We start from the raw sequence: 18,313 nt of genomic DNA, 5'->3' as shown, positions 1-18,313 counted from the left end.
CTTGAGCTGCCCCGTCAAGCATGCCGGCATCGGGCTTCGCAGCGCTGCCCGCTGGCACACCTTCACTTTTAGCCGTCACTCGCTGACAAGGCGCTTTCTTTGGCTTCGGATCAAAACGCTCCCTCCCTCGACGAATTGCGTCGGGAAAACGCTGACCTGCGCAAACGGCTCGATCGTGCCGAGCGCTCCAGTCGTCTGGTACTCGACAGCGCACTGGACTACGCCATCGTCGTGGGTGATATGACCGGCAGAATCACTGAGTGGAGCGCAGGCGCCCACCAGATTCTGGGGTGGTCACGGGACGACATGCTGGGTGAGTCCATGCATCGCTTCTTCACCGCGGAAGACCGGGACATGGGCGTGCCTGAGCGCGAGATTGGCTTGGCGGTCAGTCAGGGGCGGGCCATTGATGATCGCTGGCACCTGCGCGCGGACGGCGAATGCTTCTGGGCCAGCGGCGTGATGATGCCCATGTGGGACGAGGGGTATCTCGTGGGTATGGTCAAGATCATTCGCGATCTGACCGACCGGGTGGAAGCCGAACAGCGTCGCCAGCTGCACACGGAACAGCTGGCTCAGCAATTCCAACAGCTTGCGGAGAGCATTCCCCAGCTAGTGTGGATCTCTGATGTAAAAGGCCACGACCTTTACTTCAATCCTCAATGGGAGACCTTTTCCGGCCTTTCGACCGAACAGCTTGTCAATAACGGCTGGCATTCACTCATTGGCGAAGAGGCGCGAGACCAGATACTCGCTGAGCGCGCTCAGACCCTGGCTGATGAGCGCGAATGGGAGGCCACCTTCCAGATGCAGACCGTAGGTGACGGGTTGCACTGGTGCCTCTGCCGCGCGGTGCCCATCCGCAATTTGGAGGGAGAGGTCATCCGCTGGTTCTCGACCTGTACAGACGTCGATGCCATGCAGAACCGCGCGAGTGGCTTTGAGCAGGACGTGGTGGCCTTGCGCTCGCTCACCGCCAGTCAAGAAGTCGCGCTGGGCCAGTCGCACCAAGACCTGCGAGATGAGCGACATACCCGCGAGTTCGCCGAGGACCAGGTCCGACAGCTTCAGAAGATGGAGGCTGTTGGCCAACTCACCGGTGGCATCGCCCACGACTTCAACAATATGCTGACCGTCATCATGGGCGGCCTGAACATGCTGCAGGCGCGGCTGCGGCGGGGCGATACCCAGGTGGATCGCTACGCAGATCTGGCGCTGGAAGGCACCACCCGCGCAGCGGAACTGACGCACCGGCTGCTGGCCTTTTCCCGCCAGCAAGTCTTGTCGCCGGAGCCGGTCGATCTCAATCGGCTGGTTACCGGTCTCTCAGGCATGTTGCAGCGAACCCTGGGCAGCGCTTATCAGGTGGAATTCGTCCAGCATGCTGGGCTGTGGCTGACGCAGGCCGACATCGGTAGTCTGGAGCAGGCCATCCTCAACCTGTGCGTGAACGCTCGGGATGCCATGGAAGACGGGGGCCGCATTACCGTCGAGACCGGCAACGTCTATATCGACGACTACTACGCAGACCAGCATCAGATTGAGCCAGGTGAGTACGTCCTGGTGGCGGTGACGGATACCGGGAGCGGGATCGACGAAGCAACACTTGAACGGGTATTCGAACCCTACTTCACCACCAAGGGTGTAGGCCGAGGCACAGGACTCGGGCTCTCGCAGGTTTATGGATTCGTCAAACAATCGCTAGGTCACATCAAGCTCTACAGCGAGCTGGAGCATGGTACGGCGGTCAAGATCTACTTGCCGCGCTATCGGGGTGATGCCAAGCCAGCTGAACGTTTCGACGTTTCGACCGATGTCATTCCGATCGCCCATGAGGGCGAGCTGATCCTCGTGGTAGAAGACGATCCGCGGGTGCGCGTCATCTCGGTGGAATCCTTGCTGGAGCTGGGGTATCAGGTGCTCGATGCCGACAGCGGCGCGATGGCGCTCAACCTGCTCACCCAGCATCCGGAGATCTCCCTGGTATTCACCGACGTTGTCATGCCTGAGATGACGGGGCGTCAATTGGCCGACCAGATAGGCTTGTCCCAGCCCTCCATGCGCGTGCTCTACACCACGGGCTACACACGCAATGCCATCGTTCATAATGGAACCCTGGATCCAGGTGTTGCCCTATTGCCCAAGCCCTTTACGCTGCGGGATCTGGCCATCAAGGTCAGACAGGTGCTCGATAATTGACCACCCGTCATTTTGCAGCAACGTCACCAAGATTGGGCAGTCTACAGGTCCCTGCCTTCCGATATGTCGGCTGTTGCCTTCAAGTGATGAATTTTGCTCCCACTTCAGATACTAGTCGTCGACGACGAACCGCTTTTACTATTGCTGCTTTCGGAAATCGTATCTGATATGGGTGCTACTGCGGTGACGGCTGATCGCGCCGACAGTGGCTTGTCTTATTTAGAACAACATGCCGATGAGATCGCCCTAGTGGTCACAGACGTGATGATGCCCGGGCGGCTCAACGGCTTTGACCTGGCGCAGATCGTGGCGGACCGTTGGCCCGCGCTGCCGGTAGTGCTTACGTCCGGCTATAGCGGTACTCAACATCATGTCCTGGCCCCTAACGCGGCTTTCATCGCCAAGCCCTGGTCTTATCAGCAGATCGAAGAGATCATTCGTAAGCAATTGTTGGCAGCGTAGTGGCTGCTGACATTAGCGAAGTCAATGATTAGGTAAGCCTTTACAGCTGCTGCTAAAATGAGTGTTTGACCTCCCCCTCGAGCAGCTGATGCTGAACCTTACGTCTGTACGTGTTGTGGTAGTGGAGGACAATCTGATGTTGGGTCAGATCTTGGACGATTTTCTCGCGGACAGCAGAGCGACACTACATCACTTCACCACTGGTGATGATGCGTTGGTCGCTGTCCTGGGCGGTTTGCGTCCTGACTTGCTGATCACCGACCACCTGATGCCTGGACAGCTCAAAGGGGCAGAGCTTGCCCAGATGCTCTTGAGCCGCTGGCCGGACATGCCAACGATCATCACGACAGGCTATGAGTACTCGGTGAGTGCCGAGCTTCCCGCCCACGTCGTCTTTCTGCAAAAGCCTTGGCTGTTCGCAGATCTCGAGAGAGCGATACGGCAAGCGCTCCACTAGCTACCGCCACCGCGGGCTGCCGCTTTTGCCATGCGGTATCCGACGGGACTGCGGCTTCCCAGTAGCAGCTTGATGCGCTCGTGATTGTAGTAGTGGATGTATTCTCGAATTGCCGCCGCTAACTGTTCCACTGTGGCAAATTTTGCGCAGTGGAAAAGCTCGGATTTCAGCACTGCGAAGAAGCTTTCCATCGCGGCATTGTCGAGACAATTGCCTCGCCTGGACATGCTCTGGGTAATGCCGTGCTGGCGAATCGTCTGTTGGTAGGCAGGGTATTGATAGTGCCAACCCTGATCGGAGTGGATCAGCGGTTTCTCGTCAGGTCGAAGCGTTTTTAGTCCGCCTTTCAACATTCGCAAGACCATGGTGAACGTCGCTCGCTCACTTATCTCATAAGCCACGATTTCTCTATTGAACAGGTCAAGGATCGGCGACAGGTACAGCCGGTTTTGATTGACGCGGAACTCGGTGATATCAGTCGCCCATCGCTGATTGGGCTGCGGTGCGGTAAAGCGCCGCTCAAGAAGGTTGGGGGCAACGTAGGACTCTGGCCCTGTAAAGGGGCGGTAACGGCGACGTCGCGACGTGCACTTCAAAGACATTTCGCCCATCAAACGTTGTACCGCTTTATGATTGATCTGCTGCCCTTCGTTGCGCAATGCCTGGGTGATTCGTCGATAGCCATAGCGCCCCCGATGACGGGTGAACATCGCTCGGATGCTCTCCTTGCGCGCACCCTGTTTGTCCGGTTGGCGTGCAACGTTGAGGTGGTAGTAAAAGCTGCTTCGAGGAAGCCCGGCCCCCTGAAGAAGCGCATCCAGCGGATACCGTGACCGTAGTTCCTGCACGATAAGTGCCTTTTGCCGATTGTCCAGGTCACTGTCTTTGAGACCCAGGCTCATGGCCTTGCGCAGAAAGACGTTTTTCACCTGCAGATAGGCAACCTGCTTTTCCAGTTCTCGGACGGGGCTTGCGCTGTGGGACTTGAAAGCGGATGGATTTGGAACAGTGGGATGGGGCAAGGCATCACCTCTACGTTTGCTAGCCAATCCCTCGATACCATACTGCTGCCACGCGTTGACCCAACGCTGCATTTGCGAGCGATTGAGGTTGAATCGCTCGCTTGCCCGTCGGATTGATAGCCCTTCGGCGATCTGTCGTACAACTTCGATCTTAAAATCGACACTGTGGTACCGATAGCGCTTTTGTAGACCTGCTTTTCCGTGCCTGGCGTAGGTGCCAATCCACTCCTTTACCTGTACCACACTGACGCGGTGCTCTCTAGCAAGCTGGCCGTAGGTGCAGTCTCCCCTTTGATACTGGGCGACGATCTTCATTTTGAAAGGAAGGGGATACTTGGGCATTGGCACCTCCAAGGTGGTGTCCAGCTTTCGGGGGTCACTTCACCAACGGCGGAGCCCTTTCTGGTAGGGCTTTTACCCTTATGGCCCCCTTCCATTACGTCCTTTGCGCCAGCCCCTTCGCCCCTTTTGGCTACTCAGGGTTGACCAAGTGCTCCTTGGGCTCCATCACCTCATGCAGCAGCCGGACGATCTCGATGAGGTCTTCGGCCGCGATCTGGTAGAAGACCACATGGCGAGGCTGGCCGACGCGCTGATCTGCCGGAATACCCCTTTGGGTATGGGCCAGATGGAGACTGCGTAAGCCCTCGTGCAGCTCATCACGGGCACGAGTGACCGGCGCGTAGGGCTCGGCTGCGATCAGATTGAAGCTGTTGACCAGCAGGCTCTGGTAGCGCTTGCGCGCCGCAGGGCCGAACTGCTGGGCGGAGTACACCAGGATGTCAGCGAGATCCTGACGGGCCTCGGCGGAGATACGGTACTTCATGGGTCAGCGGCCTATGCGGCTGTCATCAACTCCCAGGCCTTCCAGGTACTGCTCCAAATCCTCGGCAGGCACCTCGTCGAATGTTCCCTGCTCCAGTTGCTGGATCGCTGAGCCTGTGGCGTTACGCAGCGCCTCGATCTTGGCGGAAACCATGGCCTCTTGTTGAATCAGCAAGCGGAGCCCGTTGCGTACCACCTCGCTGGCGTTCTGGTAACGACCGCTCTCCACCAAGCGATCGATCTCGTAGGAAAGCGGGTCGGGGATGACGATGTTCCGGGTGGGCATGGCTGCTCCAGAGTAGGTAATGTGGGGCTATGGCAGTTTATGCCATGCCTCTTGTAGTGTCATCGATTGCGGCGTATAAGTGCCAGCATAGAGCCAACACTTTCCATGGAATGAGGCATTATCCATGACCACGCGCAAATCGGGATCGACGGAAGATTGGACCCACCTCGGGAAGCTGGATACGAGTCGTGTGCTCGTCCGGGCTGAGGGCGCTATTTGGAATGGCTTGGCTATGGTGGGCGTGCCGGCGGGCATCGCTAAACCGCTGAAATGGTGCGTGCGGGCTGTTGTCTTAGTAGCTGCTGCAGTTTACTCGCTATATCTCTTTGTGCCGCTGATGCTTGCACTCGGGTACCTGTGGCTGGCGTCTAATGCTTCTCCAAGTAGCACTAGCGACACAGATCCTGATGCACCTTATGGGCGGGATGCTTTGGGCCACCCCTTGAACTCGTTGGGTAGTAGAGATGAGTGGCGGCTTTAGAAAGCTAGTTTCGAGTCGAGCTCTTAACTAGCTTTCTAACTTTCGAGTTACTTAGCGCCGACTGCCTTTGTCACAACATCTCCCCCCGTTTGGCCTGCTACCTTCGCGCTATTCGTTCCTTCCGTAAGCGCCTGGGCGAGGTTACCTACCTTCGCACCCGCCCAGCTCATTGCCGTTATCCAAAACGCCGGCAGCACCAAGAACATCGTTCCCATCACGAAGTCCAGCAGCAGATCCCCCTGCGCATTGTTCACGCCCATCATGATGTTGAAGTTCAGATGGGGAGAGGCCCCCATGATGTTGCCGTACAGGGCGTCCAGGATCGTGCTGTCGACCCAGCGTGCCAACTGCAGCCAGAAGTCGACGAAGACCAAGGCGAACTGCGCGAAAGTCAGGGTCATGGCTACCTTCAGATCGTAGGTGCCCAGCACCAGCACGATGGGGATGCAGATGATGAAGGCCATCATCAGAAAGGCCAGTACCATAGGCGCAGCCTGCCGCACGCTGTCTATGGCCGGATACATCGCAATCGAGCCCACCGCCTGACCTGCTGTGGCTGTGATGCGAGAAAGGCTGCTTCCGAAGCTACCCCCCACCTGGCCACCGTAATCGCCATACACCTGGCCCTGGGTCAGTACCTGTTTGCGAGGTGATACCAGGTCACGGATCACCTGGTCTTCTACTTCCTGTTTGCTCATCAGTTTGGCCCACTGCGCGAGCTGAGTGATCAGGCTGGGCTCCACGGCCGCCAAAAGCCGCGCACGCAAGCCAACGGACGAGTCACTCCACCACTGGTTGCAGGTCGGGTACCCGCCACCGCCCGAGGTCTGTGCCAGCCCCGCATCGCGGGTGGTGTCGTAAGGCCAGGATGGCCGGGGAGTGTGTGAGCGAAAGCCGGAAGAGCCGTCGTTGTAGTACCCATTGATGGTCAGGAAGTATTTGGAGCCGATCCAGCTGACATCTTCGAATTCAGCATCGGAGAGTTTCGGCTGGGTCATGAAGAGCTTGGCTCTGGCCTGGGCGTAGCAGTCGTTGGTGAAATCCGCGACCTCCTGAGCGAGAAGGGGACTGCCTATCCGGTTGGCATTTACCTCCATGCGAAGTTGCTGCAGATCCTGGCCACATGGGATGCCTGCGACCGCCCCGGCGGTGAAGCCTTTGGACAGAGCGTGGACGACTGCCCACCAGAGCGGAATCTGGGCACTCTTGCCGTTGAGGGTACTGAAGCTTGTACCCCAGCCGGTCTCGGACGGCTTGAGCACGTCGACCTGGCATTGCTGGGAGCGCGTCTTATCGTACTCCAGGGTCGAAAAGCTCAAGGTCGTCCCGGGGGTTGGCATCAGCCCGAGCAGGATGACGAATATGGCCACGTAGAAACGATTTTCGATCCTGGCCAGACTGAGCACTCCCTTGTTGCCCTCGTCCTGGCCCTCGCCGCGGGCGCGGAGCCACTCCTGGATAACGATGGCAGCGAAGGGCGCCGCGAACAGACCGGTGCTGCCGATCATCTCCCAGATGGCACTGTTGATCAGCCAACCCACAAGGGTCAGGTAATACTCGAGGTAGTGGTTGGTATAGAGCGTCATAGGTCTTCTTTCCTAGCTCGAGCTACAGGTGGAGACGCAGTTCGTAGAGCGCGATGACCAAGACAGCCAGGCTCTCGCATCGGACGAGGCGTGACGGTCCACCTGGCAGGCGACCGAGACGCCTGCGGATTGGCCACCAACCGGCGGCGAGGGCTGCGTAGATGCCCATCCGCCAGGCCTGGAGGAAGCCAGCATGGTCCGCGGTCCAGCGCTGGTAGCCCGCCACATCGCCGAATAGCCACTGGATCATCTGGGTGCAGGCCAGGGCGAGCAGCACGGTGGTCAGCAAGACAGTCACTGTCCAGGTCAGGCTCTTGAGTCCGCCTTTGGCGAGACGAGATGCCCAATGCTGCTTGCGCATAGAGGGACCAGGTTGTCCGGTTTCGCCGGGAAGATGGCTCATGGTCATTGGCCCTTGCTCGGACTCTCGACACGATCCAGCCGCTTCGGCAGAGGATCGCCCTGGAAGATGCCCTTAGAAGCATCCTTGCGGATCGAGGCGCGCTGCAGGATGGTGGTCGGCGAGTTGCCGGCCAGCTCTCGGCGCATGTCCAGCTCGGTCTTGAGGTTCTGGATCTCGGCCTGCAGGTTGGCGGCGTTTTGGTCGACCTGCGTCTGGGCGACCTGGTTGGCGGCGACGTTGGGCTCCTGGCGGCCAGCGGCCAAGGTCCGGACCAGAGACAGCGCCTTCTCGATGACATCGGCCAGGGCGACCTCGGACACCAGTCGCTTGGCCAGCACGTCCTGGTCTTGCTCGGTACGGAGCGATTCGATGATGCCGCGAGTGATCGGGATGGAGTTGCTGCCTGCCGCGGCCAGGTTCTCTGCCGTCATCGGCTGGGTGCCGGCGATGAGCGCGTTCACCGCCTTGAGCTTGGTGTCGTATGTCTCCTGGATAAGCGGGGTGAGCCCGACCCCGACCTGGGTCACCGTCTTCTGGCAGTTGTCGCAGGTCTGCTGCTGTTGCTCGCCCAGGACGCGGGTCGCAAAGGTCGCGGCCTCCTGCGGTGATGACCAGGTGCTGCAGACGAGGCCGCCGTTACAGCTGCTGGCAGGGATACTCCCCGTGCTGGTGGGCGCCCGGCCGCTGAGCATGTTGTAGCCGGCCTTGGTGACGTCGCCGACTACCTTGATGGGCTGCTGGCCGGTGCCCCCAGCCTTGCTCCCGCCAACCCAGGTCACGCCCTCGTTCCCGCTCTTCTGCTCGACCTGGTTGATGGCCGCGACGGCATCGGTGGTGCTGGCAGCGGCCGACTTCATCGCCTCACCCTCGGCGAGCTTGTTCCAGCCGACCTGGCCGCCGGCGACATCGAGCATCTTGTCGGCGATGGCGCGGCAGGTGCCTTTCGAGCGATCAAAATCCAGGCGGGCCTGGCCAATGCCGTTGGTGATGAGGTTGTACAGGCCTGGGTTGGCGCGCTGCAGGATCAGGCCGGGGAGGGAAGCGACGGCGCTGGTGGCGTTCTGCAGCACCGAGCTCATGATGGTCTGAAAACCCTGGGTGGCGCCGTTGAGCTGGTTCTGCAGGGTGTTCGTCAGGCTCATGTTTCCGCAGATCAGGTTGGTGTTCCAGCCACCACCGATCTGGATGCTATCCATGTTGCCGACGCTGCCCATGGACACGGCGTTGCCGCCGCCGATGCTGTAGAGCACGTCGTCACCGATGACGCTGCCCTGGGACTGCACGCGGTAGGGCTCGACCGCCTGGACAGCGCTGCCGAGGAGAAGGCCGGCCAGGCAGGTGCTGGCCAGCAGGGTGAGGCGAGTGGTGCTCATGATCGACGGCTCCCTGATCATTGAAAGTCGGTGCTGCCCAGGAAGACCTGGCCTTCACGCTTGCAGCAGCTATAGGGGCGCCACAGGGCCCAGGCATAGGCGCCGACGGCGTCCTGGACTTGTGGGCCCGGGTTGGGAAAGGCAGCGCAGCTCTGGCTAAGCGTGGGCGTGAGCTCCTGCCACTTGCCGGTGGTGGCGTCGCTCTCGACCAGCTCGCCCGCAGGCCAGTAGCCGTCCTCGGCCTGGGCTAGCAGAGGCTGGTAGACGTGGATCTGGCCAGAGCGCGTGACTACGTCGCCGGCGCGCTGGGCCATGACCGCCGCCGCCTTGTAGTCGTCGGGCTGATGCAAGAAGCCGCTGCGCGGATAGACATTGCCCCACAGGTCGCCGGACAAGGTGCCGCCCACTTCGCGCTTGCCCGGGATGAGGGCCTCCGGATACACGACCTCGGGAATGCCGTACCGCCAAGCCAGGTAGTCGTAGTTGCTGAGCAGGTAGGGCATGTAGGCGGTACCGGCGCCTTTGCAGGTGTAGCCGGAGCCGCTGGCGAACTGACTGAAGGCGTAGCCACCCGGGTGGCCGATGACGTCGGTGTTCTTGAACCGGGCGCTGACGGTGGCGTTCGCCTGAGTCGCGCTGTCGCCTGGGTCATTGCCGCCGGCGGCGACACTGCTGACTGGGCTGAAAGAGGCCATCTCGGTCCACGGGTTCTCGCCGGTATTGGCGTAGCTGGACACCACCGCATCGGGCACGAAGTGCCGTACCTTGGCCGAGGTCTTCACCTTGCAGCCGAACGGCGTGCAGAACAGCCAGTAGCAGATGCCGACCACCTTGTATTCGAGGCACTCGTGGGAGAGCGAAGACGACACGATGGTCGCGGTGGTGACCGCTGCCGTGGCCTGCAGGCTGGTGGCCAGCGGGAGGGCCAGTACGAGGCGCCGGAAGCGCTGCAGACGCAGCGTCATCGTCCAGTGCTCCGGAAGCGCTCGATGCTGGCCACGGCGGCCGCCACGTCGGGCTGGCCGTAGACCACATACTGGCGATCGACTACCACGGCAGGAAGCTTCGTGACGCCCAGGCTCCAGACGTCGGCGACATCCTGGTGCGCCTTGGCGAGATCCCGGCCCAGCTGCTCCGCCGACGCCGAGCGCATCCGCTGTTGCATGATGGCTGCGGCTTGCCGCGGGTCCGCCGGCAGACCTTCGGAGAGCTGCTGCTCGAGGCGCTCGGGGGCGTCCAGAAGAATGACGCGAGCTCCAGCGCTGTTGGTCAGGGGGTGAGCGGCGTTGGAGATGGCTAGCACGTCAGCCACCGCGAGGGGCGCGCTGCAGGCGGCGAGTGCATAGGTCAGCCAGCGGAGCGGCGGCCCAGCTAGCGAGCGGGAACGTAGAGGGAGCATGCGCAGTACCAGGCAAAGGGATGACTGGTACAGGGAACGCGATTGGGCAGGCCTAGGTCAGTGGGAAACCGTATCTGGAGCGCCGGAGGTTAGGATAAGAGTTGTGCTGATCGACCAAGACTAGGAATGCTCGGGCTGGACAGACTCGATAATCTACCTTCGGCATCATAGGTCTCTGAGTGCGAGCTTACCTGCCTATAGGGCGACGACATACCTCCTGGGTGGAGAAAGCTCAACTCCCAGAGTGAGCTGTTCGCGCCAAATTACCTACACGTCTAAAGAGTAAACGCCGTGCCCGAGTCGTCTAGTCCACGTGGTCCAAGGTCAGCCTATGATCGTACGCTTGACGCACTGAGCCGATCCTCATCCGAGGCCCGGTTTCGCATGAGCGCAGATTGGCGCTGTCTCTATGAGCTGTCCGGGGGAGACTTCATTGCGAATACTCCACTTGAAGACCTCCAGTGGCTTAATAACTACGTTCCGCTCGAAGATCATGAGGCTGTACGGGCAGAGATAGTACGTGCGCGCTTGGCTAATGATACGTACAGAATCGAGCATCGGATCAAGCGGAATGATGGCGAGATTGGCTGGGCCCGGTTTCTCGCAATGCCATTGTTTGACGACTCCGGAGAGATAGTCGAATGGCTCGGAACTGTCTTTGATAATACTCATTTCAAACAGATCGAGACGGCGCTTCGTGAGGGTGAAACAAGACTTCGGTTAGCTATCGAGGCAGGCCTCATAGGCGAATGGGAGCTTGATATCCGAAGCAATACATCCGTGCGTGCTCTGCGGCACGACCAAATATTCGGCTATTCTGAGCCTGTTGCAGATTGGGGTATCGAAACTTTTCTAAGTCACGTATTTGCTGAGGATCTGGCAGTTGTCACGTCTGCGTTTGACGCGGCAGCGGCAAGTGGGAATGGCTGGAACTTTCAATGTCGAATTCGCCGCAAGGACGATGGGTCCATACGCTGGATTGCTGCTTACAGTGCTCCTCAATTTGATCAGTCGGGACAGCTTATAAAGCTTCACGGGATGGTACAAGACATCACTGCTCATAAGGCAGCTGAAGCTGCTTTACGGACAATGAATGAAACGCTGGAGCAACAGGTGATTGAGCGCACGGCGGAAGTGCAGCTGTATAGTGATATAATTCAGTCTCATACGGCTCCGATTTGCGCATTCGATAACGACTTTAAATTGATCGCGTTTAATCAATCTCATAGTGACGAGTTCTACCGTATTTATGGGTATCGAGTGCGGTTGGGTGAGGTTTTCCATACGCAACTTCCTGCTGGTCAAGCTGATATAATGCATGGTTTCATGAGGCGCGCGCTCCGTGGCGAAGTGTTCACGGTGACAGAGAGGTTTGGTGATTCTGAAATAGCAAAGCCGTATTGGGAGCTCTCTTATACACCGCTGCGTGATAAAAGCGGCGATGTGATCGGCGCATTCCATTATGCTCGAGATGTGACCGATAAGTTGCGAGCTGAGACTGAACTTAATCTTGTTCAGGAAGCCCTTCGACAGAGTCAAAAAATGGAAGCGGTTGGGCAGTTAACCGGGGGGCTGGCTCACGACTTTAATAATTTGCTCGCAGGGATTTCGGGATCGCTGGAATTGATGCACTTGCGATTGCAACAAAATCGCTTCCAAGACGTACAACGTTACGTCGCGATAGCCCAGAACGCCGCCCAGCGTGCAGCAGCGCTCACCCATCGTCTGCTTGCATTCTCCCGGCGACAGACGCTTAAGCCTAAGCCTACCGATGTTGCGCTTTTAGCCCACGGCATGCTTGAGCTGATACAGCGAACAGTGGGAAAAGGCATGCCTATTACCGTAAGGGGATCATCCTCTGACTGGCCTACACTTGTGGATCGAGCACAGCTTGAGAACGCTCTTGTTAATCTTTGCATCAATGCTCGTGACGCAATGCCTAGCGGTGGTGAAATTGTTATCAAAGTTGATAACGCCTTTGTGGATGGAAGTTCTGCTGCCCGGCTAAGCATGCGCGAGGGCCAGTATGTACGGTTGGTCATAACTGACAACGGCGAGGGCATGCCCCCCGAAGTGATTAGCCGCGCTTTTGAACCATTTTTTACAACGAAGCCTACGGGTCAAGGTACTGGCTTAGGGCTTTCCATGATCTACGGTTTTGTTCAGCAATCTGGTGGGTCCATTCATCTTGAGTCTAAAGTGGGCCAAGGCACTGATGTAATTATCTATCTTCCTCGCTACGATGGAGTGGCGGAGAAGGATGTGGGCGGTTCAAAGCCCCTCGATTTGGTCCGGCTTGCTAGCGATAAAACAGTTTTAGTAGTGGACGACGAGCCGTCAGTTCGTACTCTATTGATGGATATTTTGATAGAGCTCGGTTATGCAGCGATTGAGGCTGCAGATAGTGCGTCAGGTTTGAAGCTTCTCCAATCCGATTTGTCCATTGATCTTTTGGTGACGGACGTTGGATTGCCAGGAGGGATGAACGGAAGACAGATGGCAGATGCAGCCCTAGTCAGTCGCCCGACACTTAAGGTCCTATTTATCACCGGCTATGCCGATAGCGCGGTGCTCGGCGGCGGATGTTTCGAGCCTGGTCTGGCTGTAATGACTAAGCCTTTTACAGTCAGCACGATAGCTGCACGGATACGGGCGCTTGTCGACGGTTCTCAGGAATAATGTGTTCATGAGCTGCCATTGATCATTGAAGAGGTCCTGCGTGCGTTAGCAAAGTCACATAATAATGCGTCGGCTTTGAAATGCTCTAAATCAAACGAGGTGGATCAACGGAAAATCGTGTTTGGAGCAGAAAAAGTTGGAAGCGGCTTCTACCTTGAGGTCGTGATCTGGGTCAGCTGAGGTATCTCAACACAGCGAGCGCACTACCAACGGCAGCCTGGTGCAGGTGCTTTTCGTCCTGTCGGCCGTGCCAGTACCCACGGCGTTCAGCGAAACGAAAGGCCAGGGCGGTATCACCGCGGCGAAGGGCTGCCTTCTGCTGATCATCGGCGATGTCACTGAAGAGCGTGAACAGCAGACGTTCCGCTGACTGCATCGCCTCCCGCTCGCTGTCGTAGGCTTCCTGATGCTCATAGACGCCCACGCGGAACAGCCAATGCTCATGGAACAGATGAGTGACCTGTGCCAGCTTGATCGGAGGAAGTGCGTCTCTGGATTCGAAGACGATCCGGGCTTTCGGAGTCGAGGCGCCTACTGCCGACGAGGGGGATGACTTAGCGGGATGACTCATCGGGGGTGCCTGCTGAGAGGGAATGTCGGCGCTGGGCTTCACGATGTTGTCTCTCGACATCGATCATCCGCAGCAGATGGGTGAGGCGGCTGTTGAGCCGCTGCAGGGTTTTATCGGAGAGGCTGGCCAGCCACAGCGTGATGTCATTGGCGCTGCTGCGCATCGGCCCCCTCCTGGGTAGCCAGCCAGTCCATGGCGGACAGCATGCCGGCGGCGTCCAGCAGCGCTGGCAGGCGGATGAAGCTGCCAGAGCTATTGTCCTTCAGCTCAAAGGTCGGCGTAGCTTCGATGCGCTGCTTTGCCGCAGCGCTAGTCTGTTCCGCGATTGCTTGGCGTACCGCAGCGTTGTCTTCGACGCAGGCCTGAAGGTGCTGCAGCGAAACGGCGGGTTGTAGGCCCAGTTGATCGATCGGCACCGCGAGGCCAGCGCCGTTGCCACGGCTATGCTGGTAAACGGCTTCGATGGCTTGCCAGAACACCGGATTGCCTCCATACCAACCGGCGCAGGTCACCAGCCGTGCTTCGTACTGGGCTGCCTCCCCATGCATCGGTAGCGGTAGGTGCTGCCATTGCCAATTCAGCTGGTCGTGCCGCGCAATCAGCTGCTTTAGCTGCGGGAAGGCGTCCTTGCAGTAAGGGCACTCCAGGTCGCCGTACTCGATCAGCGTGAAGCGCGCGAAAGCATTTCCGTAGACGAAGGTCGGTGGTTTGGAGCTAGTTTGGACAGATTCCGGCGTGCTACGCCCCTGGATGGCATGCACGGCTAAGACGCAGGCGAGCACCGCGGCCAAGATTCCGTAGAGGCCCCATGGGGTAGCCAGGATGTCGGGCTTCTTCATGCTGAAGCCTCCCTAGCCGTAGTCTCATCGCTGTCCCTGCCCAGCACATCTCGATGCAGGGCCTCGAGCAAGGCCTGCTGCGCTTCATCCGGCTGCGGGTGCTTGGCCAGCCAGTCTTTGAGCGCCGTATCAAGCTGGGCCTCGATCTCCCGGCGATCCACTGCGCGCGCTTTAACCACCTGCAGATTGGTGATTAGTACCGGAGCGCAGATCTGCAGCGCGGTCAGGGTATCCTGCCCGGGTTGGCTGAGTAGCTGTGTCAGGCTGTCGATGAGGTCCTGGGTAAAGCGGTCCATCGCCCTCATCCGCGTGCTCCCGAAGCGGGTGGCAGATCGAAGGGGTAGGGCTCGATGCCGCGCAGCCGATCCAGTCGCGCCGCCACGGCGACGGCCGCGCCCAGCTCGTCGGTGCCGAGTTCCTCCATCAGCTGCGCACGTTCAGCCTTCTCTTCCGGCTCCGTCATTGCCAGGGCCAGGAAGAGGCTCGGCGGAACCGCGCGAAAGAGGATCTCCATGGATTTGGACAGCACCACGCCTTCGGTATAGGCGCCGCTCTGCTTGCGTGCTGACAGCATCAGCTCCTTCTGCGCAGGGGTGAGGGAGCGGAATTTGGAAATCTTCTCGACCTCATCCGGCGGCATGTTGAGGCAGATCCACCACTCGATCATGTTGAGCATCGGCGCGCCGGAGAGCGGGATATCGTCGATGTTCTGGGTAGCCAGCCAGAACCAGGCGCCGAGCTTTCGCCACATCTTGGTGATCTTCATCGCATAGGGCAGTAGCAGCGGGTGCTTGGTGATGATGTGGCCTTCATCGGTCAGCTTGATCAGCGGGCGACCTTTGAATTGGTCACGCTCGGCGATGTTGTTGATCGAGTTGAGTAGCGAGATGTAGGCAATGCCGAGTTGCGCCTGGTAGCCCTCGCGGGCGTAGGTGGCAAAGTCCACAACGGTCAGGTCGGCTTCCGGCCAGGGCGTACCAGGGCGATTGAACATCTCCCCGTCAGCGCCCATGCAGAACATATCCATGGATTCAGCCATCTCTTGCAGGCGCTCCCGCCGCGCCGCAGGAAGGCCTTCGTCCCGTGCGGCCCCACTCAGAGCATCGCGGACGTCCTGGGTCAGCACGGTCTTCTCGGCCTTGGAACAGGTCGTAGCCGCATTGATGATGGCGTGACGGATAGCCGCGCGATCAGCGCGGGTCAGACGAGCGTCCTCCTTCTCCTCACCGCCGGTGATCATCAGGCGAGCCACAATCTCCATCTCACCGAGCACGTCGCGCTGATCGTCCTCGAGGTTGGCCTGAGGGGTACTGTTGCGATCCGACGCCTCCAGGTCTTCGGCATCGAGGACGGCAACACGAGCCGGGTCGTCCGCAAGACGGATAGCGTCAGCAAAGGGCGCCAGGCTGACGCCGGATCCAGGAGAAAGGCGCACGCGATGCACGGTGAGACCCAGACGTTGTGCGAAGTCCGCCAACAGCCCAAAGCTGTTACCGGCCTCGGCGACGAACATGCGCGGCCGGTAGCCGGCCAGCCACTGAATCATCAGGTTATTAAGAGTCGCCGACTTGCCAGCCCCGGTGGGGCCGAAGACGAACCCGTGGGCGTTCATCTGACGATCTTCCTTGTTGAAGGGGTCGAAGGTCAGCGGCGCGCCGCCGCGGTTGAAGACGGTTGTTCCAGGATGCCCAGTGCCGGTGTGGCGACCCCAGACCGGGGCCAGGTTGGCAACGTGCTGGACGAGCAGCATCTGGGCATACCACTGCAGGGCACGGGGCTGATTCGGATCGAAGTTGGCCGGGAGCCATCTCAGGTAGCTGGAAAGGCCGGCGACCTCATCGTCCGGCTGCACGGGCTCCATGCCAGCCCCCAGCAGGATGTTCGTCAGGTTCATGCAGCGCTGCGTCAACTCCGCTTCATGTTTGCCGCGGACGTAGAATGCGACGCTGCCCTTGTACAGCTTGTGCTTGCGGCCAATGAGGTATCGCGCATCCTGAATGGCTTCCCGGGTCAGCGCCGAGGCCTGATTGTCACCCACGGCTTTCTTGTGCAGGTCGTTGAGGTGGGCTTCCAGCGTGTCTTGAGGTGTAACCACCAGGGTGATGGCCAGCACCGTGTCCTCAGGTAGCTTGTCCATCAGGGCATTGAGCGCATCACTGCCCTGGCGCGTCTCGCCCGTCAAATGTCCGGTCTTGGGCGCCTCGCGCAGCCGATCGAGCATAATCACCCGGGTGGGTTGGCCATCGAAAAACCAGATGCCCTTGGCTGCGTCCGAGCGAGGCTCGCGGTACAGCAGGCACTGTGAGAAGTCCGTGCCACTGGCCAGCACCGGGATGGTGCCATCCTCGACTTCGGTCGGTGTATTCACCAGCTCGAAAAAGCGGTCATGGTCCTTGCGCGTGGTGCCTAGGTGATCGGGGCAGGGATTGAACCACTGCAGGAGCCAGTGCCGGATCGCACGCTCTTCCATGCGGATGGCTCGGACGCCGGCGTTGGCCAGCGAGCCGACCAGGCGTTCACAGGTATTGCGCAGATAGAGCGCGGGATCCTGGCCACGCATCAAGCCGTCGCCGACGCTGCGTCGTGAAACCACCAGGCGTACGCGACGCTGCTGGCCACGCCAGGGCAGCTTGGAAACCACTTTGTCCTCGAACAGGCCTCCAGGCTTGGAGATGGCGGAGAGGTGGTGCTTCATCAGCCCCTGGTAGAGCTCGGTAAAGGCCGAACCTTGGGCGCGTGGTTTGACGTAATTACGGAAGCCTTCGAGATAGCTGTCGAACTGGATCTCGTCGTAGGCGTACATCTGAATAACCCAGGGACTGACCTCGAGCTCATCGAAGCTGTCCTGCAGGGCGTTCTCCAGGGCATCCCGCGCCTGGCGTAGCCAGGCCGGTGAGCGGCCTTCGGTGCCGATCGGCACGATGTCGAAGAACGCAGCCAGGGACTTGCCGTCCTCGAGCAGCATGGCCTGGTGCTCGGGCAGATATTCGACCCAGGGCAGCAGGTTGGTGAAGCTGGGATTGACATCGTAGAGCCTGGCGACATCGGCTACCGTCGCGGGCTTTTCCTTGCCGGTCATCCAGGCACCGGGCTCCGGGATGCCATGAGCCTTTAGACGATCCAGATGGCGTTGATAGGCGGCTTCCTCGTCGACCTCGAGGGCACGAGTAGCTCGGATGGATTCGGGATGGATGACTGGCTCAGCGTTATCTGCCGGTTCATCAAGCTCTTGAGGGCTTTGCACCACGTCTGACTCAGCAGCCGAAGTATTGGCTGTCTTCTTGCCACGCAGGCGTTCGAAAATACCCATCAGTAATTCTCCACCCGCTCACCGGGCATGGCGTATTGCACACGCTGGTAGAGCGGGAAAACGGTGGTGTAGCCGGGGATGGGTGCCGGGTCGGAGCCCGCCAGGTGTGGGAACACGTACATGACCAGGTCCGGGTTGGGCAGGCGCTTGAACTGGCTGTAGATCTCGTTCTGCGCGGTGCGCGAATAGCCGGCGTTATCCGCCAGCGGCCGGGCCTCGATCGTGTTGATCGGGCGGCGCAATTCAGCACGCGCGTCGACGAGCTGACGGCCTTGGCTGCTGCCGGCCGAGCCAGTGGTGCCGGCGTTCCAGACGTCCATCATGGTCTGGTCGCCATGCGGCAGCATCTTCTCCTTGTTGACCGAGCAGCCCGCGGCCAGCAGCGTTATGGCCAGCACAGCCGCCATCTGTAGTCGTGCGT

The 18,313-nt window shown here is 59.6% G+C and carries 19 protein-coding genes; 5 read left to right on the top strand and 14 right to left on the bottom strand.

Annotated features, from left to right (window positions below; all coding sequences use genetic code 11):
* Positions 1-99 precede the first annotated feature (99 nt).
* From FSV73_RS19325 to FSV73_RS19315, 3 genes are all read left to right on the top strand, one after another.
* Positions 100-2,199, top strand: a complete 2,100-nt coding sequence (locus FSV73_RS19325) for a hybrid sensor histidine kinase/response regulator (RefSeq protein WP_145010000.1) — start codon at positions 100-102, stop codon at positions 2,197-2,199.
* A 93-nt stretch (positions 2,200-2,292) separates the two neighbouring features.
* Positions 2,293-2,661 carry a response regulator gene (locus tag FSV73_RS19320; protein ID WP_145009997.1) on the top strand — a complete coding sequence of 123 codons (369 nt, stop codon included), beginning with the start codon at positions 2,293-2,295 and terminating at the stop codon, positions 2,659-2,661.
* Positions 2,662-2,749: 88 nt separating this feature from the next.
* Positions 2,750-3,118 carry a response regulator gene (locus FSV73_RS19315; RefSeq protein ID WP_145009994.1) on the top strand — a complete coding sequence of 123 codons (369 nt, stop codon included), beginning with the start codon at positions 2,750-2,752 and terminating at the stop codon, positions 3,116-3,118.
* Here the strand turns inward: FSV73_RS19315 and FSV73_RS19310 are convergent.
* From FSV73_RS19310 to FSV73_RS19300, 3 genes are all read right to left on the bottom strand, one after another.
* Positions 3,115-4,482, bottom strand: coding sequence for an IS3 family transposase (locus tag FSV73_RS19310; protein ID WP_145009991.1), 1,368 nt, complete (start codon positions 4,480-4,482; stop codon positions 3,115-3,117). The two genes, FSV73_RS19315 and FSV73_RS19310, sit on opposite strands and share 4 nt — an antisense overlap.
* Before the next feature lie 130 nt (positions 4,483-4,612).
* Positions 4,613-4,966 carry a type II toxin-antitoxin system RelE/ParE family toxin gene (locus FSV73_RS19305; protein ID WP_145009989.1) on the bottom strand — a complete coding sequence of 118 codons (354 nt, stop codon included), beginning with the start codon at positions 4,964-4,966 and terminating at the stop codon, positions 4,613-4,615.
* A 3-nt stretch (positions 4,967-4,969) separates the two neighbouring features.
* Positions 4,970-5,251, bottom strand: coding sequence for a type II toxin-antitoxin system ParD family antitoxin (locus FSV73_RS19300; RefSeq protein ID WP_145009986.1), 282 nt, complete (start codon positions 5,249-5,251; stop codon positions 4,970-4,972).
* A gap of 124 nt (positions 5,252-5,375) precedes the next feature.
* Here FSV73_RS19300 and FSV73_RS25995 point away from each other — a divergent pair, with 124 nt between their 5' ends.
* A complete protein-coding gene (locus FSV73_RS25995; protein WP_145009983.1) occupies positions 5,376-5,732 on the top strand; it encodes a DUF3742 family protein in 357 nt (118 codons plus the stop codon).
* 47 nt (positions 5,733-5,779) lie between these two features.
* On the opposite strand, the gene FSV73_RS19290 is transcribed toward FSV73_RS25995, so the two are convergent.
* The 5 genes from FSV73_RS19290 to FSV73_RS19270 are packed head-to-tail and all read right to left on the bottom strand — an operon-like array spanning position 5,780 to position 10,493.
* On the bottom strand, positions 5,780-7,318 hold the full coding sequence (locus FSV73_RS19290; protein ID WP_145009980.1) for a conjugal transfer protein TraG N-terminal domain-containing protein: 1,539 nt from the start codon (positions 7,316-7,318) through the stop codon (positions 5,780-5,782).
* 22 nt (positions 7,319-7,340) lie between these two features.
* Positions 7,341-7,721, bottom strand: a complete 381-nt coding sequence (locus FSV73_RS19285) for a hypothetical protein (protein ID WP_186309284.1) — start codon at positions 7,719-7,721, stop codon at positions 7,341-7,343.
* A 2-nt stretch (positions 7,722-7,723) separates the two neighbouring features.
* Positions 7,724-9,094, bottom strand: coding sequence for an integrating conjugative element protein (locus FSV73_RS19280; RefSeq protein WP_145009973.1), 1,371 nt, complete (start codon positions 9,092-9,094; stop codon positions 7,724-7,726).
* 17 nt (positions 9,095-9,111) lie between these two features.
* The gene (locus FSV73_RS19275; protein ID WP_186309283.1) at positions 9,112-10,059 is read right to left on the bottom strand and encodes a TIGR03756 family integrating conjugative element protein; all 948 of its coding nucleotides are present in this window, start codon (positions 10,057-10,059) and stop codon (positions 9,112-9,114) included.
* A complete protein-coding gene (locus tag FSV73_RS19270; RefSeq protein ID WP_145009970.1) occupies positions 10,056-10,493 on the bottom strand; it encodes a TIGR03757 family integrating conjugative element protein in 438 nt (145 codons plus the stop codon). The genes FSV73_RS19275 and FSV73_RS19270 overlap by 4 nt, the downstream gene beginning before the upstream one ends.
* A 384-nt stretch (positions 10,494-10,877) precedes the next feature.
* On the opposite strand from FSV73_RS19270, the gene FSV73_RS19265 reads away from it, so the two are divergent.
* Positions 10,878-13,172 (top strand): PAS domain-containing protein, encoded by a 2,295-nt coding sequence (locus FSV73_RS19265; protein ID WP_145009967.1) that lies wholly within the window; start codon positions 10,878-10,880, stop codon positions 13,170-13,172.
* A 172-nt stretch (positions 13,173-13,344) separates the two neighbouring features.
* Here the strand turns inward: FSV73_RS19265 and FSV73_RS19260 are convergent, their stop codons facing one another.
* The 6 genes from FSV73_RS19260 to FSV73_RS19235 are packed head-to-tail and all read right to left on the bottom strand — an operon-like array spanning position 13,345 to position 18,299.
* Entirely contained in the window at positions 13,345-13,743 is a 399-nt protein-coding gene (locus FSV73_RS19260) for a hypothetical protein (RefSeq protein WP_145009964.1), read from the bottom strand.
* Entirely contained in the window at positions 13,727-13,906 is a 180-nt protein-coding gene (locus FSV73_RS19255) for a hypothetical protein (RefSeq protein ID WP_145009961.1), read from the bottom strand. The genes FSV73_RS19260 and FSV73_RS19255 overlap by 17 nt, the downstream gene beginning before the upstream one ends.
* A complete protein-coding gene (locus FSV73_RS19250) occupies positions 13,887-14,582 on the bottom strand; it encodes a DsbA family protein (RefSeq protein ID WP_145009958.1) in 696 nt (231 codons plus the stop codon). Before FSV73_RS19250 ends, FSV73_RS19255 begins: the two co-directional genes overlap by 20 nt.
* Entirely contained in the window at positions 14,579-14,887 is a 309-nt protein-coding gene (locus FSV73_RS19245; protein WP_145009955.1) for a hypothetical protein, read from the bottom strand. The genes FSV73_RS19250 and FSV73_RS19245 overlap by 4 nt, the downstream gene beginning before the upstream one ends.
* On the bottom strand, positions 14,884-17,892 hold the full coding sequence (locus FSV73_RS19240) for a conjugative transfer ATPase (RefSeq protein WP_145009952.1): 3,009 nt from the start codon (positions 17,890-17,892) through the stop codon (positions 14,884-14,886). Before FSV73_RS19240 ends, FSV73_RS19245 begins: the two co-directional genes overlap by 4 nt.
* Positions 17,892-18,299: a TIGR03751 family conjugal transfer lipoprotein gene (locus FSV73_RS19235; RefSeq protein ID WP_260856120.1), complete on the bottom strand. Its 408-nt coding sequence runs from the start codon at positions 18,297-18,299 to the stop codon at positions 17,892-17,894. The genes FSV73_RS19240 and FSV73_RS19235 overlap by 1 nt, the downstream gene beginning before the upstream one ends.
* Between the last annotated feature and the right edge of the window lie 14 nt (positions 18,300-18,313).

The sequence above is a fragment of the Pseudomonas oryzihabitans genome (assembly GCF_007665395.1).
Taxonomy (GTDB): domain Bacteria; phylum Pseudomonadota; class Gammaproteobacteria; order Pseudomonadales; family Pseudomonadaceae; genus Chryseomonas; species Chryseomonas psychrotolerans_C.
This window is presented reverse-complemented; position numbering and strand designations above follow the sequence as displayed.

Excerpts from the sequence above, each read along its gene's own strand:
- FSV73_RS19315 (WP_145009994.1), top strand. The coding sequence starts at position 2,750 with ATGCTGAACCTTACGTCTGTACGTGTTGTGGTAGTGGAGGACAATCTG.
- FSV73_RS19310 (WP_145009991.1), bottom strand. The coding sequence starts at position 4,482 with ATGCCCAAGTATCCCCTTCCTTTCAAAATGAAGATCGTCGCCCAGTAT.
- FSV73_RS19305 (WP_145009989.1), bottom strand. The coding sequence starts at position 4,966 with ATGAAGTACCGTATCTCCGCCGAGGCCCGTCAGGATCTCGCTGACATC.
- FSV73_RS19300 (WP_145009986.1), bottom strand. The coding sequence starts at position 5,251 with ATGCCCACCCGGAACATCGTCATCCCCGACCCGCTTTCCTACGAGATC.
- FSV73_RS25995 (WP_145009983.1), top strand. The coding sequence starts at position 5,376 with ATGACCACGCGCAAATCGGGATCGACGGAAGATTGGACCCACCTCGGG.
- FSV73_RS19290 (WP_145009980.1), bottom strand. The coding sequence starts at position 7,318 with ATGACGCTCTATACCAACCACTACCTCGAGTATTACCTGACCCTTGTG.
- FSV73_RS19285 (WP_186309284.1), bottom strand. The coding sequence starts at position 7,721 with ATGAGCCATCTTCCCGGCGAAACCGGACAACCTGGTCCCTCTATGCGC.
- FSV73_RS19280 (WP_145009973.1), bottom strand. The coding sequence starts at position 9,094 with ATGAGCACCACTCGCCTCACCCTGCTGGCCAGCACCTGCCTGGCCGGC.
- FSV73_RS19275 (WP_186309283.1), bottom strand. The coding sequence starts at position 10,059 with ATGACGCTGCGTCTGCAGCGCTTCCGGCGCCTCGTACTGGCCCTCCCG.
- FSV73_RS19270 (WP_145009970.1), bottom strand. The coding sequence starts at position 10,493 with ATGCTCCCTCTACGTTCCCGCTCGCTAGCTGGGCCGCCGCTCCGCTGG.
- FSV73_RS19265 (WP_145009967.1), top strand. The coding sequence starts at position 10,878 with ATGAGCGCAGATTGGCGCTGTCTCTATGAGCTGTCCGGGGGAGACTTC.
- FSV73_RS19260 (WP_145009964.1), bottom strand. The coding sequence starts at position 13,743 with ATGAGTCATCCCGCTAAGTCATCCCCCTCGTCGGCAGTAGGCGCCTCG.
- FSV73_RS19255 (WP_145009961.1), bottom strand. The coding sequence starts at position 13,906 with ATGCGCAGCAGCGCCAATGACATCACGCTGTGGCTGGCCAGCCTCTCC.
- FSV73_RS19250 (WP_145009958.1), bottom strand. The coding sequence starts at position 14,582 with ATGAAGAAGCCCGACATCCTGGCTACCCCATGGGGCCTCTACGGAATC.
- FSV73_RS19245 (WP_145009955.1), bottom strand. The coding sequence starts at position 14,887 with ATGAGGGCGATGGACCGCTTTACCCAGGACCTCATCGACAGCCTGACA.
- FSV73_RS19240 (WP_145009952.1), bottom strand. The coding sequence starts at position 17,892 with ATGGGTATTTTCGAACGCCTGCGTGGCAAGAAGACAGCCAATACTTCG.
- FSV73_RS19235 (WP_260856120.1), bottom strand. The coding sequence starts at position 18,299 with ATGGCGGCTGTGCTGGCCATAACGCTGCTGGCCGCGGGCTGCTCGGTC.